General features: G+C 24.9%; 21 protein-coding genes and 4 tRNA genes. 17 read left to right on the top strand and 8 right to left on the bottom strand.

Features of this window, described 5'->3' with window-relative positions; all coding sequences use genetic code 11:
- The first annotated feature begins 46 nt into the window (after positions 1 to 46).
- The 4 genes from E0D94_RS14560 to E0D94_RS14545 all read left to right on the top strand — a co-directional run bounded on the left by E0D94_RS14560 (position 47) and on the right by E0D94_RS14545 (position 372).
- Positions 47 to 123, top strand: a tRNA-His gene (locus E0D94_RS14560).
- A 6-nt stretch (positions 124 to 129) separates the two neighbouring features.
- A tRNA-Gln gene (locus E0D94_RS14555) sits at positions 130 to 205 on the top strand.
- 11 nt (positions 206 to 216) lie between these two features.
- Positions 217 to 290: transfer RNA gene (locus E0D94_RS14550), tRNA-Cys, on the top strand.
- A 5-nt stretch (positions 291 to 295) separates the two neighbouring features.
- Positions 296 to 372: transfer RNA gene (locus E0D94_RS14545), tRNA-Arg, on the top strand.
- 98 nt (positions 373 to 470) lie between these two features.
- Here E0D94_RS14545 and E0D94_RS14540 read toward each other — a convergent pair.
- Together E0D94_RS14540 and E0D94_RS14535 are read right to left on the bottom strand one after the other, a co-directional pair.
- Positions 471 to 686, bottom strand: coding sequence for a tyrosine-type recombinase/integrase (locus E0D94_RS14540; protein WP_423213409.1), 216 nt, complete (start codon positions 684 to 686; stop codon positions 471 to 473).
- An 83-nt stretch (positions 687 to 769) separates the two neighbouring features.
- Complete coding sequence (locus E0D94_RS14535) at positions 770 to 1,000, bottom strand: tyrosine-type recombinase/integrase (RefSeq protein ID WP_130808294.1); 231 nt, start codon at positions 998 to 1,000, stop codon at positions 770 to 772.
- Positions 1,001 to 2,080: 1,080 nt separating this feature from the next.
- Between E0D94_RS14535 and E0D94_RS14530 the strand changes: the two genes are divergently transcribed.
- The 6 genes from E0D94_RS14530 (at position 2,081) to E0D94_RS14505 (ending at position 7,236) form a co-directional block, all read left to right on the top strand.
- Positions 2,081 to 2,590 carry an HIT family protein gene (locus E0D94_RS14530; protein WP_130808293.1) on the top strand — a complete coding sequence of 170 codons (510 nt, stop codon included), beginning with the start codon at positions 2,081 to 2,083 and terminating at the stop codon, positions 2,588 to 2,590.
- A gap of 55 nt (positions 2,591 to 2,645) precedes the next feature.
- Entirely contained in the window at positions 2,646 to 2,918 is a 273-nt protein-coding gene (locus E0D94_RS14525; protein WP_130808292.1) for a hypothetical protein, read from the top strand.
- Positions 2,919 to 4,661: 1,743 nt separating this feature from the next.
- On the top strand, positions 4,662 to 4,928 hold the full coding sequence (locus E0D94_RS14520) for a Gp15 family bacteriophage protein (protein WP_165442998.1): 267 nt from the start codon (positions 4,662 to 4,664) through the stop codon (positions 4,926 to 4,928).
- 188 nt (positions 4,929 to 5,116) lie between these two features.
- Complete coding sequence (locus E0D94_RS14515) at positions 5,117 to 5,737, top strand: hypothetical protein (protein ID WP_130808290.1); 621 nt, start codon at positions 5,117 to 5,119, stop codon at positions 5,735 to 5,737.
- Between the two features lie 209 nt (positions 5,738 to 5,946).
- Positions 5,947 to 6,180, top strand: a complete 234-nt coding sequence (locus tag E0D94_RS14510; RefSeq protein WP_130808289.1) for a hypothetical protein — start codon at positions 5,947 to 5,949, stop codon at positions 6,178 to 6,180.
- Between the two features lie 633 nt (positions 6,181 to 6,813).
- Positions 6,814 to 7,236 carry a hypothetical protein gene (locus tag E0D94_RS14505; RefSeq protein WP_130808288.1) on the top strand — a complete coding sequence of 141 codons (423 nt, stop codon included), beginning with the start codon at positions 6,814 to 6,816 and terminating at the stop codon, positions 7,234 to 7,236.
- A gap of 239 nt (positions 7,237 to 7,475) precedes the next feature.
- Here the strand turns inward: E0D94_RS14505 and E0D94_RS14500 are convergent, their stop codons facing one another.
- Positions 7,476 to 7,643: a Spo0E family sporulation regulatory protein-aspartic acid phosphatase gene (locus E0D94_RS14500; RefSeq protein WP_130808287.1), complete on the bottom strand. Its 168-nt coding sequence runs from the start codon at positions 7,641 to 7,643 to the stop codon at positions 7,476 to 7,478.
- Positions 7,644 to 7,851: 208 nt separating this feature from the next.
- Between E0D94_RS14500 and E0D94_RS14955 the strand changes: the two genes are divergently transcribed.
- The 4 genes from E0D94_RS14955 (at position 7,852) to E0D94_RS14485 (ending at position 10,031) form a co-directional block, all read left to right on the top strand.
- Entirely contained in the window at positions 7,852 to 8,016 is a 165-nt protein-coding gene (locus E0D94_RS14955; protein WP_165442997.1) for a hypothetical protein, read from the top strand.
- A gap of 950 nt (positions 8,017 to 8,966) precedes the next feature.
- Positions 8,967 to 9,239: a hypothetical protein gene (locus E0D94_RS14495; protein WP_130808286.1), complete on the top strand. Its 273-nt coding sequence runs from the start codon at positions 8,967 to 8,969 to the stop codon at positions 9,237 to 9,239.
- A gap of 277 nt (positions 9,240 to 9,516) precedes the next feature.
- Complete coding sequence (locus E0D94_RS14490) at positions 9,517 to 9,837, top strand: DUF6442 family protein (RefSeq protein ID WP_130808285.1); 321 nt, start codon at positions 9,517 to 9,519, stop codon at positions 9,835 to 9,837.
- Positions 9,825 to 10,031: a helix-turn-helix transcriptional regulator gene (locus E0D94_RS14485; RefSeq protein WP_130808284.1), complete on the top strand. Its 207-nt coding sequence runs from the start codon at positions 9,825 to 9,827 to the stop codon at positions 10,029 to 10,031. The genes E0D94_RS14490 and E0D94_RS14485 overlap by 13 nt, the downstream gene beginning before the upstream one ends.
- Before the next feature lie 379 nt (positions 10,032 to 10,410).
- Here the strand turns inward: E0D94_RS14485 and E0D94_RS14480 are convergent, their stop codons facing one another.
- Complete coding sequence (locus tag E0D94_RS14480) at positions 10,411 to 10,578, bottom strand: Spo0E family sporulation regulatory protein-aspartic acid phosphatase (protein ID WP_130808283.1); 168 nt, start codon at positions 10,576 to 10,578, stop codon at positions 10,411 to 10,413.
- Between the two features lie 198 nt (positions 10,579 to 10,776).
- Between E0D94_RS14480 and E0D94_RS14950 the strand changes: the two genes are divergently transcribed.
- Positions 10,777 to 10,941 (top strand): hypothetical protein, encoded by a 165-nt coding sequence (locus E0D94_RS14950; protein WP_165442996.1) that lies wholly within the window; start codon positions 10,777 to 10,779, stop codon positions 10,939 to 10,941.
- A gap of 160 nt (positions 10,942 to 11,101) precedes the next feature.
- On the opposite strand, the gene E0D94_RS14475 is transcribed toward E0D94_RS14950, so the two are convergent.
- Both E0D94_RS14475 and E0D94_RS14470 read right to left on the bottom strand, forming a co-directional pair.
- Positions 11,102 to 11,551, bottom strand: a complete 450-nt coding sequence (locus E0D94_RS14475; RefSeq protein ID WP_130808282.1) for a DUF6608 family protein — start codon at positions 11,549 to 11,551, stop codon at positions 11,102 to 11,104.
- 208 nt (positions 11,552 to 11,759) lie between these two features.
- On the bottom strand, positions 11,760 to 12,296 hold the full coding sequence (locus tag E0D94_RS14470; protein ID WP_165442995.1) for a CDP-alcohol phosphatidyltransferase family protein: 537 nt from the start codon (positions 12,294 to 12,296) through the stop codon (positions 11,760 to 11,762).
- Between the two features lie 859 nt (positions 12,297 to 13,155).
- Between E0D94_RS14470 and E0D94_RS14465 the strand changes: the two genes are divergently transcribed.
- Both E0D94_RS14465 and E0D94_RS14945 read left to right on the top strand, forming a co-directional pair.
- On the top strand, positions 13,156 to 13,425 hold the full coding sequence (locus E0D94_RS14465) for a putative signal transducing protein (protein ID WP_130808280.1): 270 nt from the start codon (positions 13,156 to 13,158) through the stop codon (positions 13,423 to 13,425).
- Positions 13,426 to 13,543: 118 nt separating this feature from the next.
- Positions 13,544 to 13,693, top strand: a complete 150-nt coding sequence (locus tag E0D94_RS14945; RefSeq protein ID WP_165442994.1) for a hypothetical protein — start codon at positions 13,544 to 13,546, stop codon at positions 13,691 to 13,693.
- 237 nt (positions 13,694 to 13,930) lie between these two features.
- Here the strand turns inward: E0D94_RS14945 and E0D94_RS14460 are convergent, their stop codons facing one another.
- Positions 13,931 to 14,170: a hypothetical protein gene (locus E0D94_RS14460; RefSeq protein WP_130808279.1), complete on the bottom strand. Its 240-nt coding sequence runs from the start codon at positions 14,168 to 14,170 to the stop codon at positions 13,931 to 13,933.
- An 86-nt stretch (positions 14,171 to 14,256) separates the two neighbouring features.
- Positions 14,257 to 14,424, bottom strand: coding sequence for a hypothetical protein (locus tag E0D94_RS14940; RefSeq protein ID WP_165442993.1), 168 nt, complete (start codon positions 14,422 to 14,424; stop codon positions 14,257 to 14,259).
- Positions 14,425 to 14,821: the final 397 nt, after the last annotated feature.

The following is a 14,821-nucleotide window of genomic DNA, read 5'->3' as shown; positions in this document are numbered from 1 at the left end:
CGGTGGTTCGAATCCACTCGCCGCTACCAAAAAAATATTAATTATGGTGGATATAGCTCAGTTGGTTAGAGCGCCAGATTGTGGCTCTGGAGGCCGTGGGTTCGACTCCCGTTATCCACCCCATTATATTGGGGCGTCGCCAAGTCGGTAAGGCACTAGACTTTGACTCTAGTATGCGTAGGTTCGAGTCCTGCCGCCCCAGCCAATTTAATATATGGCGGCATGGCCAAGTGGTAAGGCAGAGGACTGCAAATCCTTTATCCCCAGTTCAAATCTGGGTGCCGCCTCCATATTAGCGCTCATAGCTCAACTGGATAGAGTGTCTGACTACGAATCAGAAGGTTGGGGGTTCAAGTCCTCCTGGGCGCACCATTAAAAACATTGCGAAACAGAGGGTTTCAGCTTTTATGCTGACCCTCTATTTTTTTATAATTTTATGGATTGCAAACATTTTGCAAAGATAAGAAATATTATAACATAATTCTTATCTTTTTTTGCTGCTTTTTTTTCATATCTGGACTTACATGAGAGTAGGTATCCATAGTTATTCCTATACTAGAATGTCCTAATCTCTCTTGGACTACTTTAGGATGTACATTTTGTTTTAATAACATAGTTGCATGGGTGTGTCTTAAATCATGAAATCTAACTTCTATTCCTGATTTTAGGAAAATTTTTAGATATATAGTATGGATTTATATGTCTGCCATCATCCCATGAGCAAACAAAGTTATTATTTTTATAAGTTTCTCCCAAGACCATTCTATATTCAATTTGTTTTTTTTTTAGGCTCAACTAGGGTAAGAGTACCTTTTATCATTTGTAGAGCCTTAGAAATGTAAATAACATTGTTAGTAAAATCTACATCAGACCATTTAAGTCCACAAATTTCACCTATTCTCATTCCAGTAGTGAGAGCTAATAATATAGGTAAATATATCTTTTCTTTCTTTATATGATCTAATAATAAATTTACTTCAAATTCATCTAATACTTTCATTTCTTTTTTGATTTTTTAGTTGGATCTACAGCATTACATGGATTGTAATTTAATAGTTTCTATTTTATAGCTTGATTTAAACTTTGTTTCAGCATATTCATTTATCCATAAATTCAAATATTCTTCTACAGTAAGCTTTTTAGAATCTACATATATTCACTTATTCAATTTAGATAAAATTTCTGTAAGAACTTTTTAAGCTTATAACTGCAGCTCTTCGAATGTATGTTCGCCTTAATACTAAAAAATATAATACTCAGTATGAGTACATTCTAAACTTATATATAATGCTTCTGATATATATTAATTTTAAGTAGGTTAAAAGTAAAGTCATTAGCATGTTTTCTAATTTACATTCCATAAATATATGTTCTATTTTTTAGTAAAAATAAAAGCACAAAGGCTAATATCTTTAATGACAAACTTTACATGTTGCATATCCTTAATTTTATACTTGTGAATTTGAGTTAAGCTATATATCATTATTTAATAATATTTTTTTACCCACAGACAATAAAAATAGTGATATTTATAATATTATTTACTGTCTATAAGTTTACCTCTCACTAGTTTATCATAATATTCTTAAGTACATCACATACAGTAACTATATTAACTTAAAGCATTTAAAAAGTTAATCTATACTTGTAGAATAAATAAAAAGCATAAGAAAATTTATCTTTAGACAATTGATTACATTTATTTAAAGGTTATGAAATATTGCTACCAAATAAACATTAAATATGGTAAAATAAGTATAGTATTAACAAATAGAAAATATATCAATAAGGGTACATGAATTGTAAGGGGAGTTAGAATTATATTGAAGGGAAGAAAACCTTTGCGAGAATAAATAATAGACTAGAAACAAGTATTAGCGAGATAAAGTTCGTTAATATATAAGTATAATAGATATTATAAAACTAAATGCAAAATTAATAAATATTGTTTTATGCATAATAGTTAAAAATTATTATATAGAGAAAATACATATATTTGATTAAAAAAATTTTAATACTTTTTTATAGAATTTTATAGTATGTTTGTTAACTGTTATTAATTATACTAGGGGGAATTATAGTGTATGTTAAGAAATTGTCTAAAAAAGAAGAACAAGAACTAAAGCAAAGAGGTAGAAATATAAGAGATTTGCAAGAAAAAGGTATATGTTTCGGCTGTGATAACTTTAGAACAGGAGGTATATTTCCTGACGATGGGTTGATTATTTATGAGGATGAAAAAATAAGGTGTCAATTTGAAAAATACCCAAGAGCAACAGGTCAAACAATTATTGTATCAAAGGAACATTACGAAGATATTTCTGAAATGCCTCTTGAACTAGGTACATATATATTAAAAATATCCAATGAAATTATTAAACTTCATAAAGAAATTTTAGGTGCAGAAAAAGTATACATGTGCACCTTATGTGATGGTAAGAGGAATCATTTGCATTTTCAACTTTTTCCTAGACTAAAAGGAGAGCCAATAGGATATGGAAATTTTGTCAGAGAAGAAGGTATACTTATGGATTATCATAAAACAGCAGAACTTTACAAACAGAAACTAAAAGAAATTATAGAGGAATAAAACTCTAAGCTATTAAGCGTATTATAATATTTATAATTATGAATGGAGGTATATTATGGACTATGCCCGTATAGTTCTTTTTTCTATAGGCATAATTACTTCTTTTTACTATTACTGGAAACATAAAAAAGACATCTATTTATTATGTGCTATTATATGTTGGCTATCTCCAATTTATGTTGGGGGACTTAATTTACGTCGGCTTTTTCCAAGTGAGATACAAAGAAAGATAGACTTAATTTCTCTCTTCTTTTTATTACTAGTATTTATAGGAACATTTTTAGAGTTACTCAAAAAAGAAATTAATGACAAAAGGAAAAGAGGATAATATAAACATAAAAATACTGAAGTTTTATAAAGAACACTTATTAACATTCAGATTATTTAAGTAGATATTTACTGTAATTTTTTCAAAATAACAATTATAACAAACTTATTTGAATCATAGTTAAGAAGGATTATATATATAGTAAATTATAGATATTTAATTAAAAGAAAATTAATGCTTTAATAAAATTTTATAATCACGTCTAGTAGAATTATGCGTCATAAACTTATCTCTTGGGGGGTATGAAATGGATAGTTTATTTGATAAAGAGGAAAGAAGCCCATTATCAGTAATAATACATACTGTTTTTCTAATTTAACTTATTGATTTAAATAATAATGCAAAAATAAGAAATATTCCTTATGCATATATAACTTTTAGGGTTATACATATACCTTTCAGCATCTATCTAACATTAAAGGGCATAATGCTTATAAAAGTCACATTTAAAGAACCACAAAAAGAACGCGACTAGAGATAATTCAGATTTTATTTAGAGTTTTTTTAAATGATTCTAATGTTATTTGTGACGATTGAAAATGTAATTCACATAATTTCATATACTGATCAGACTCTTTTCTAAAATTAAAATAATTTCGTTGATCATGTTTACTTTTATAAGTCATCATTACGAATAATAAAGCTGATTGTTGGTCAAAGTTGACTACACATCTTTTATAAACTATGTAGTATGATAATATAAAACTCAATAAAGGTTGGGCAAGGATTAGAAAGGAAAAAACAGAATTTCGAGAAGCATCAATTCCTATATTGGGTTTAGTAGGTCAGCTTCACCTTGATATGAGGTTAGATAATGGATGAGGTGCAGTATCGAGAGGTTTGGTATAAATAAGTATATCTATCAATAAATTTACTTTTAAAAAGGAGGAAATAACTTGTTCAGAAAAAATCTGTGGTTATATGTATTGTTTGGAATATATCCATTAAGTATTTTTGAATTGGGATTATCTAAGATTAGTATTATTAAACAAGTTCTTTTATTGCTTATCATTACTTCTATCCTAATTAGTGTTGGATACTATTTCAATTTTCTAAACATTTTTAAATCACTCATTGTTATATTATTTGTAATAACGCCTTATGTTATTGGCAAGTTATATGGTAATGGAGTTTTTAATACTTAATACAATTAACTTGTTTACAGTGAAAAATCTAAGCTTAGATTTGTATTTTCAAATAAAAGTAAACGAATAATTTTACCTCAGAGAATATCTATAGATACTGATATCATTAAGATAGAGTATACTTTTTATTCTGTCATTTTTATTAGCTTGTCTTAATAGCAATTAAAATATATTGCTAAAGTTTACTGGGGAGAAATTTTCAAAAATATTTTTATATAGCTAATTGGTGATCTTCTCCAAAATAAAAATAGTTAAAGGATAAAATATTATGACTGAAGAAATGACTATACTTTATGGATACATTATTATTATATTAATTTTTATCATAAGAATTATTTTAGATATTAAAACAAAAAAATATAAATCAATGTCATTTTTCACGATATTAGTATTAGTTATGTTTTTCTTAATATCTAAAATAAAATTTTAATTTCATTTTTCATCAATTTTACATAATCTCAATTGAGTAATTCTCATAAATTAATTTAAAACACTAATATTTATACCTATAGAAGAAAAGTATGAGTTTCAATTTAGTTGGGATAGGTAAGCAACATTTCTCAAAGCTCAATCAAGAGCAATGGGTGAGATTAAGAGTATGATAAAAAGATATGAAGAAAAGCTTAAAACTGATTTAGCTACAGAAGAACAAAAAGCAAGAATAGAAAAGCTTAAAGCTGATAATATATATTCTTTTGAACATGATGATGAATATATATATTCGGCTTTTTTAGATCAATATGGAATAGATTTGAAAGATATAAAACATCTTCATTGGTGGAAGTTTAAATCTCCATTTAAAGGATTAAAAGAAGATAATTTAATATGCAAGATTATGAGGTATAGAATTTATAACTATAACTAGTAATATGAGTGATAATGATAAGTAATATTATAGGAAAATGAAAGAGATATATGCTTTACCTGATAATAGAACACAAGAAGAAAAAGAAAATGATTTTGACAATGTACTATCGTCTATATTTTAATTGAAAAATATTCCACTATTTGATATATTTAAGTGGATACATAAATATATTTTGGAGGGATATTATGAAAAAAATATTAGTATTACTTATGGTTTTATTAATGGCATTTTCACTAATAGCTTGTGGAGATAGCTCTAACGAAGAAGATACAAGTGATGACGCAAAAACAAAAGAAAGTTCTGCTGAGGATGTAGATGATAGTAAGGATGACAGCGAAGGCAAAACAGAAGAATCAGAGATAGGTAAAAGAACTACTATAAAGTCTAAAAAAGACTTAAACATAGTAAAGGAAACTGGTCCATTTACTATGATAGTTACAGATGTGCAAATATCTACTCTTGAACCTTCTGAAGATTATAAAGATATGTTTGATGGGAAAGATAAAATAACGTTTGTAACAATTGCTACAGAGGTGGAAAATAAATCAGAAGACACTAACTCTTTTTATCCTGACCAAGGAACAATTACTACTGATACTAAAGAGCAAGTTGATGCTGATTTAATGTTATCGGATGAAGTAGGTGGAGATTTCATTGGTGAAGTTGCAAAAAAAGGTAATGTTATATTCTTTTTAGATTCTCCAGCTGAAGAAATTAATAATATTAAATATGTTATTGAGGGTCCACATAATGAAAATATAGATAGACTAGGGGAAGGAATAACATATGAAATAAGTTTTGAATAATGAAAAATCAACCTTAATGGGTTGCTTTTTCTATGCAAAAAAATGGCATAGATGTCCTCGTTGTAACCAAAATATACTAAAATATAATGAGAATACTAAAAGTAAAAAGATATATATAATCTAAAAATTGAAATAAAGAAATTGAAATAAAGATAGGATAATTTATGGGCCATTGAGTCGTTATTCTTTACCAGAAATGAGGCGAGGATATGGTAAAATATGTTTCTTTAATTTTTGATACTAAAATAGATGACTCTGGATTTAAAAAAGGTGTAAATAGTCTTAAGAGTTCAGATAAAGCAAGCATAGAATTTGAATATGCTTTTTCTGGTTTTAGAAAAACAGTAGAAGGAACAGAAGAAAATTTTAAGATAATTGAGAAAGGCATTCTTGATATGTATAAAAGAATGCCACAATATATAAGAATGGAACTGAAGCTATAGTTAATGCAAATCCTAGTATAGATTATAAAGATACAGATACTGATGTACAGGCTATATTAAATAATGATCAACTAATATTAAGAAATAAGTCCTATTTAAAGTTAACTGTTGGAACAGCATCCTCTCAAAAAAGTGCAACTTTAAAAAAGTTATAAGTTTAGCATAGGTGGAGATGAATTTTCTGTTGCAACAAGTGGAACTAGTGAAAGTGGTAAAAAGATATACTGGAGTCCTTTAGATCAATCTAGTAATCAAACTGAAGTATTGACTGTAATAAATAGTAGAGGAAATAAGGCAAGTAGAAGTTTTACTATATAAGTAATTAATTACTATTAACCAGGGCCTGTAAACTATAGTGTTGATAGATTAAATAACTATGAAGAATCAAGTTATATTAATGCTGAATTAAGAAGGTCAGTAGTAAATATTAATGGTAATGACATTAATGAATTATATATTAGATATAGTGTAGAAAGTGGATCTATAACTAGTTCTAAAGGAAATAATTCTTACAAAAATGGAATATGGCAGCATGTAGATGTAAATGAATTTATAGGAGATTACCTTAATGATAAGTCATATCTAGTATTTTTAGAAATAAAAGATAAATTTAGTAATTGGGTAACAATTACAATGGACTTACCTGAAGAAATAGCTTTATTAAGTTTTTTGAAAGATAAAATTAAAGTAGGAGTTCCTTTTGAAAATTTAGCTATAGGGAAAAGTCATGAAGGAAAAGCAAATTTAGAAGTTGGTGGATATGTAATAATTGAAGTTGCAGTATCAATAGGTGAGGGGTTTGCAGGCAATACTTTAGCTTTGAGAGGTTTAGGTAGAGGTTTCTCAAATATTAACTATATAAGCTTTTTTGAGGATAATGGTTCAAATAGACAGGCTTATTTAGGATTTGGGAGTGCTAATCATTCTGCTTTTCAAATTGCTAATGAAAGAGGTCGTGGTATATTATTACTTGGTGATTTTTCAACAAATGGAGATTTTACAAGTGGAAATACTGTTGTTCATAGAGGGTTGTTTCAAATCATTGGCCAAGTATAAAATTCTCAGGTATTTAGACTTGCAGCAATGGGCCATATACTAATATACCATCTGGTTCATCTAAATATGGCAGATTTCTTACATTATCAATATATAGTGGTGCAAGTAATTATGTTAGTTATTTTTATACAGACTCTTATGGTAAGATTTTTACTTATATGAAATGGAACGGATTTATGGGTGAATGGAAATAGAGTAAATTAAATTGACCAGGACAAACAGTCCTGGTCTTTTTTATGTCAATTGATTTTATTTTTTATTTTATGATATAGATATATAACCTCATCTAATTCTTGACTTATATCTATTATTTCTGTTGTAATTATAAAATCATTCTTATGTAGTAGTTTATGCATTTGTTTTTTTAATGCTGTCATTTTCTCTTCAACATCTTCTACTTTTCCCATGCAACCACACTCTCATATTTTTTATTTTCCCCACTTTTATTATTATAATATAAAATCTAATTATAAACAATATAAATCAAATTATTAAATATTATGACTTAAATGTCATAAAAAGTCTGTAATTGTCATACGATTTATAAAGGAATTTTTTATACTTTGTAGAATAACTAATTTAAACATAGTAAGAATCTTACTAGGAGGTTTTAATATGGAGGATGCCACAAATGACTTGGTAGAATTATCAAAAAAATTTGTTAAATTTGCAGAAAAACTTTATAAAGATGAAAAAATAGATAAAGAAACTTATATAGAAATTACAAGGAAAAAGAAAGGCTTTTTAAGGTGTATTGAAAAAGATAGAATTTCCAAGTGATATTTTTAGAAATAATACAATTAGTAATTATTTTAAGGCTAGAGAGTACTCTCTAACCTTATTTTTTATGTAATATTATAGGAGAATTTTTATCAATAATTAATAGAAGTAAAAATTAAATTATTTGTTTTTGTTATGCTTTTTATTAAAAAATAATGAAATAGTTAAGAATATAGTTAAAGCTATAGCTAAAGAATTATATAAAATACTCAAGAACCAATGTGTATTTATATAATATAATATTGAGAGTATTATAATATTAAACACATTTATAAAAAATAAAATGAAAAATTTAATTATAGTACTTAGTTTATACATATATCTATTCTTTAAAAAATTTATATTTTTTTAAAATAATAATATAAAAATAATAGTAAAAATATAAAATAAAATATATGCCAAAGCACCTTCTGTAAAAAATGGTTTATACATAATTTTTAATCCCCTTATATTATTATTAGGATAAGGATATTTGGTATAAAGAACTTTTAACAATATTTACTCTATCAAAAAAGTATATAATATTTTGTGAAAATTTGTCGAATATATATTACATTTGTTTTAATAGCTATTAATATTTGGAAACACATATAATTACATACATTTAATAATTAATTTAAAGGTATTTATTATAGAAGTCTATAATGATATATTAATCAAGAAGTGTGAAGTTTAAGGAGTAAAGTAATATAAATAGTAAAAATATAATTAATTTATCTCCTAAAATATTTAGAATAGTGTCTATAATATCTATAATAACGATTGTACTTTATATTATAATATATATCATATATGTAGGTAATATTAAACATAGTGATATTGTTCCATCAGTATTATTTATAATTTTTTTTGAATTTTGTAGAGGGAAGAGCATGGTTGAAAAAAATAGTTAAGATTCAATATTTCTTTAATAAGTCTTATCTATAAAAAACTACAAAAAGGAGGAATATATGAATTTATTAATGGAATTTATTTTTGAAGTAATATTAGAAGGGGCAATAGAAGGAGTCAAATCTAAAAAAGTTCCAAAATTAGTAAGAATTATTTTGTTTGCTATTATTTTATCACCTTTTTTTAGTATTATAGTGTTAATGATTTATTTAAGTTTAATTATTGATAGTGGTCCAATGATTAAAGTTATATTTTTAGCAGTAGCTTTAATCATTGGTATTTTTCTTATCAATTTGATAAAAGAAATGATAAAAAAATATAAAAATAATTAGAATTTAAGTCTTATTCTTTAGATATTAATAATCAAGAAGTTTTTAATTTATATAATATGTATAAAATTATATTATTAAAATATATAGAAGAATAAATTATTATAAGGCTATGGAGAAATCTTTAGCCTTATTTTTTATACTTAAAATATTTGCTTAGGACTATTTTTTATGTAAGTTAAATTTTTAATATATAGATTTAGTAAAAATATATAACTTTGACAAGTAAACTTGTCAAAGTTATAATAAATAAAGAGACAAATTTATGGAGGAAATTTAAATGGATAAAGATCAAATTTTAGAAAAAGCTAGAAAAGAAAATTTATTTAATGATGAAGCTAAGAATAACAAAATGAAAAAAGGAAATGAGTGGGGATTTATAGCCGCATCTTCAATATTAATCTTATTTGGATTTATTTTTTATTTCAAAGATAAAAACGTTAGTCATATAGTTTCAATACATGGAGCATATGTAGGGTTCAAAGGATTAGGAAAATATTTTGCAAATAAAGAAAAGTCTGACTTAGTATATGCATTTGGAGGATTATTATTATTTGTTGGATCTTTTATTCTTGCGGTGGCTGATATATGGAAACTATAATTTTAAAAAACAGACTTAAGGAAGTAAGAAAACAAGAAGATTTATCACAACAAGAGCTTGCTAATGTAGTTGGTGTATCAAGAAATACTATAAGTTCAATTGAAAGGGGAAAGTTTAATCCCACAGCAAAATTAGCTTTAATTTTATGTATTGCTTTAAACAGGAAGTTTGAAGATTTATTTTATCTAGAATAAACTTATTAAAACTTTTATATTCCAAGCTAGGAAGAAGTCTCTAACCTTATTTTTTATGTAAGGTTATATGGTAAAATATAGTATCCTTATGTATCAATTAGGATTTAAGAGTAGATTAATGTGTCATAAAAATCATTAAAGTATAGTGGTGAAAGATATGAGCAAATAATGTTTAAGATGTGAAATAGAGAAGAAGGAAGAGGATATAAAAAACACTTTTAAAAAACGAACGGGAGTCAGTATTTTGTCTTGTCCTAAGTTTGGATACGTTGAATTTATTGCAACGAAATCAGAACTTTTCAAGTGATAATATTAGTTATATTTAGTTGAAATAAGAAAAGCAAATAAACCAGGACTATTTGTCCTGGTTTTTTTTATGTCAATTGATTTTATTTTTTATTTTATGATACAGAGATAGAACTTCATCTAATTCTTCACTTATCTTTATTACTTTTGTTGTGCTTATAAAATCATTTTTATGTAGTAGTTCATCCAATTGCTTTTTTAATGCTGTTATCTTATCTTCAACATCTTCTACTTTTCCCATGCCACCACACTCTCATAATTTTTTTATATTTGCCTTACTTTTCCTATTATATTATAAAATTACTTAGTTAACAACAAGAAATATAATGTATAAAATTATCATATTTGACAAAATGAATTAATATTCCGAATTTTTCATTTTTATGTAGAGGAATTAACGATTTTATGTAGAATATATATAAAAAAGGGGGAATTGAATGTGAGATATAATAAAAATGACCTTGAAGAAATAACGAAAATGTTTATTAAACTAGCAGATAAATTATTAGAAGATAAAAAAATAGATAAAGAAACTTATATAGAAATTACAAAGAGAAAAAAAGGCTTTTTAAAGTTAGTTGAAAAGGATAAAAGTTATAATTGATACTTTTAGAAATAGTATAATCAGTAATTATTATAAGGCTATGGAGAAATCTCTAGCTTTATTTTCATGTAAAATATTTCAAAATGCATAAAAAATTTTATGATTTATATATAATATATGACTCATTTCAGTTTATTGATTCTCATAAGAAATAAAAATACTAATTCTTATTTTTAACTAGTTTCTTTGTTCTATCACTAATAAAGATTACTGCTCCTAAAAGACCATACATAAATGCATAACTCCTTGATAAATCTTTAAATGCATCAGGATGTAACTCTATAAATATTCCATTGATCCAAAGATAAATCAAAAGAAGAGCCCATGTTATAACAAAAGTTATAGCATATATTATTAATTTGGATTTTATAGTTTTTCGTAAAATATCAAAAATAAATAACCCGCTTATAAGTATTGAATGCAATACAAATCTAGATAGTAGATGTACATATAGTCCTATACCTATTTTAGCTGGCCATAAACCTAATAATATTGGTATAGTATCTAGTAAAGTAAAAACAGTAAATAGAATGCATACTGTTATTAGCTTATTACTTAAAATTTTTGAATACAAATTTTCAACTTTTCCTTTAAATTTATTAGTTTGCATTAAGTTTATCCCCCTTTAATTTTGTTAATCTAATAATAAATAGTTTTAATTATAATTTACTTTATATCTTAACATATTATAGAACTTAAGTCATACGTATTTTGATATATATTAAGGAGTGTTAGGGCATAATTTTAAGGCTAGGGAAAAATCTCTAACCTTATTTTTTATGTAAAAATACTAATCAAATTAGCGCGTGGACTATGAGCTATTTACAAAATATGCTTTTACGATTTAAATTAACTTCTGAGTATATAATTGTAATTAATAATTCTTCTAAAGTGGCAATAAAGATAAGTAGAAATACAATCCATATTATAAGATTATTTTGTTTAAATAAAATAATTACAGGTGAAAAATACACTAAAATACCTGATGTCTTGTTCGCTATAGTATGTAAAAACACAAATTTTTTATATTTTAATTTAGTGAGTAATACATTTAATAAACGAACAACAAGGATCCCTATTAGTACCATCTTATAATTCGTAGTCATAATTTGATTATATGATCTTGAAAATATAAAAAACAATATTATATAAAATACAAAATCAGCAAATGAATCTATTCTTGCACCTAGCTCACTTTCTATATTAAATTTTCTTGCTATAAAACCATCAAGTATATCGGTTAAACCTATTATAAAGTAAAGAAAAATAAAGCTAATCCGATCACTTATAAATAATAATAATGCAGAACATATAATTCTTAGTATAGAAAGGATATTAGGAATATATTTCTTCAATTTTATTCTCCTTATTTAATTATAAAGATTGTATAGTAGTTCACCTAACGTTACTACAGTTTGGAATGATTTTTTATCACTTTCTTCAAGATATGAAATGCTTTTGCTGCATGTTTATTTCCTTATATATTTCTCATATACTACATAACCAGTATGCTCTATGCAATTAACAACCTTTTTGCCATAGCCTAATTTAAGGTTTATATATTCAATAGTTTTATCAGTGCCATGAATTAGTATTTTAAATTTATATTCAGTACATATATATGTACTTATTTTACCATATATAATATTTCATAACTATAGAAATATAACAGCAATGGAAGTTAATAATACATTATTATTATGCTCTAAAAAGTTCCTACATTATATATAGTGATTTTCTGCAAATTAATACTATAGATAGATTGCAAACATTTTGTAAACGAACTATTAGATTTCTATTAAATTTAGATAACATTAAATAAAAACAGTTATTCTTAACAATGGCTAAATTAAGCCATATTTAGTAACTAATAAACATCTATTAAAATCTTCTAAAAAACACTATAACTAACTAAGAATCAAAACGTTGGGGATTCAAGTCCTCCTGCGCACCATTAAAAACATTGTGAAACAGAGGGTGTCAGCATTTATGCTGACACTCTATTTTTTATGATTTTATGGATTGCAAATATAATAATTATTTAAGGTAATAATAAAATAATTATGAAAAATAGAATAGATAATATTTTAATCCTAGTGATAAATCTTTAGTATTATTTTTTTATGTAAGATTATATGGTAAAATATAGTATAGTCATATATTAGTTGGTACGTAATATTAGAAATTATGAAGAGAATTCATGGAGGTGTTTTTATGTTTAAGAAAAAAGATACTAAAAAGAAAAATGATACAAATAAAATAAGCCTTGTAGTTTTAAAGACTGTAAGTAATAATATTGAAATGTCAATGATAACAGGTATATTAGATGATAATAATATTCCATATATTATTAAGGATCATGGAGCGGGTGGACATATGAGAATAATTAGTGGTGACTCTATACCATTTATAACTGATATATTGGTAGATGAAGCCATATATAAAAGAGCAAATGAAATTATTAATCAGATTACATTTGAATAAGAAATCTATTGATTTTCAGATTATATTTACATAGCCTTAAAAAATTAATTATAGGGGGGATTATATAGTTTACGAAAATTAAAATTTAGGGGTTGTAAGAAATCAATTATCAATAGATATGAATTATAATACAGAGAATTTTATTAAAGATGGAATATTATTTTGTGAATCAAAACTAAATAGAGGAAGAAGAAAGTTTGATAGACAATCTTATTTTTTTGAAATTACAATAGAAGGGTCTTATTCCAGCATGGATATGTTCATATAAAAATATTTTTGATGAGATAGCAGCACCTTATGATAATGACATAAAAATTAATTTCTAATATTATTATGTAGGTTATATTTAGGACACTAATTTGTTTTTTGGATATTGTTAACTTATTACAAAATTACTTAAGATAATCAAGGGTTGAATTATTTTTTAGTTATTATTTATTTTTAAAAATGGAAAAATACATAATATAAAAGTAGTACCATATGGTACTACTTTTATATTATGTATTTAAAACAATGTATTTTTAATAAAATTAAATATTTCTTCATAGTTTTTAGAAGCTAGTATTGCAGAGATTAAAAATGATGAAAGTAATATAATTAGAGTTATAACAATAAAAATAGTATTTTTAGTTATTTCCTCTTTTTTATTAGAGAAATCTTTTACATTATTATCTGTATTCTCTTTATCTTTTTTAACATTGTCTTTATCTTCGTTTATTTTTTTTATATTTCCTGTTTCTGTCATTATATCACTTCCTTGTAAATTTATATTCTATTATTTATTATTGCTTTATTCATATATACCCTCTGTTTTTTACATAAATCTCTGTTTTATTTTTCCATATATGTAATAGTAGCCATATACATAGTATCCGTATTACTATATTCTATATCTACTATTTCTAGTATGTTTAATTTGTTAGAATTTATCCATTCATTAACCTTTGTTTTTAAAAGAATTATATCATCTTTATCTTGAATAATTGTTATATGTTTCAAGTAATCACCCCCTAATATAATATATTTTTAGAATAGTTAATTATACTAAATATTAATTGTTTATTTAATTAAAATGATTTTATAATTCTTACATATAGAATAAATATTAAATCTGATTGTTTGTTATTTTAAGGGTGAAATATTGAATAAATAATTTAATTTATAATTCCTAAAAAAAGTATTGACATCATCAAAGGAATTTGATATAGTACTAAGAGTCGTCAGGAAAGCCTGTCTTTCTAAAGAGAAAAAAGAACTTAAAAGAAAGTGAAAAAGTTCTTGACAAGTTACTTAAAATCTGATATAGTATTAAGAGTCGCTAGCAAACAGCGACAACGAATTGGTCTTTGAAAACTGAACAGTGTAGATAACAACAACTTATAAGTTGTAAAATTAT

Origin of the sequence: Senegalia massiliensis (assembly GCF_900626135.1) — a bacterium.
Taxonomy (GTDB): Bacteria; Bacillota; Clostridia; order Tissierellales; family SIT17; genus Anaeromonas; species Anaeromonas massiliensis.
Note: the sequence above shows the minus strand (reverse complement) of the source record. Positions and strands in the feature narration are given on the sequence as shown.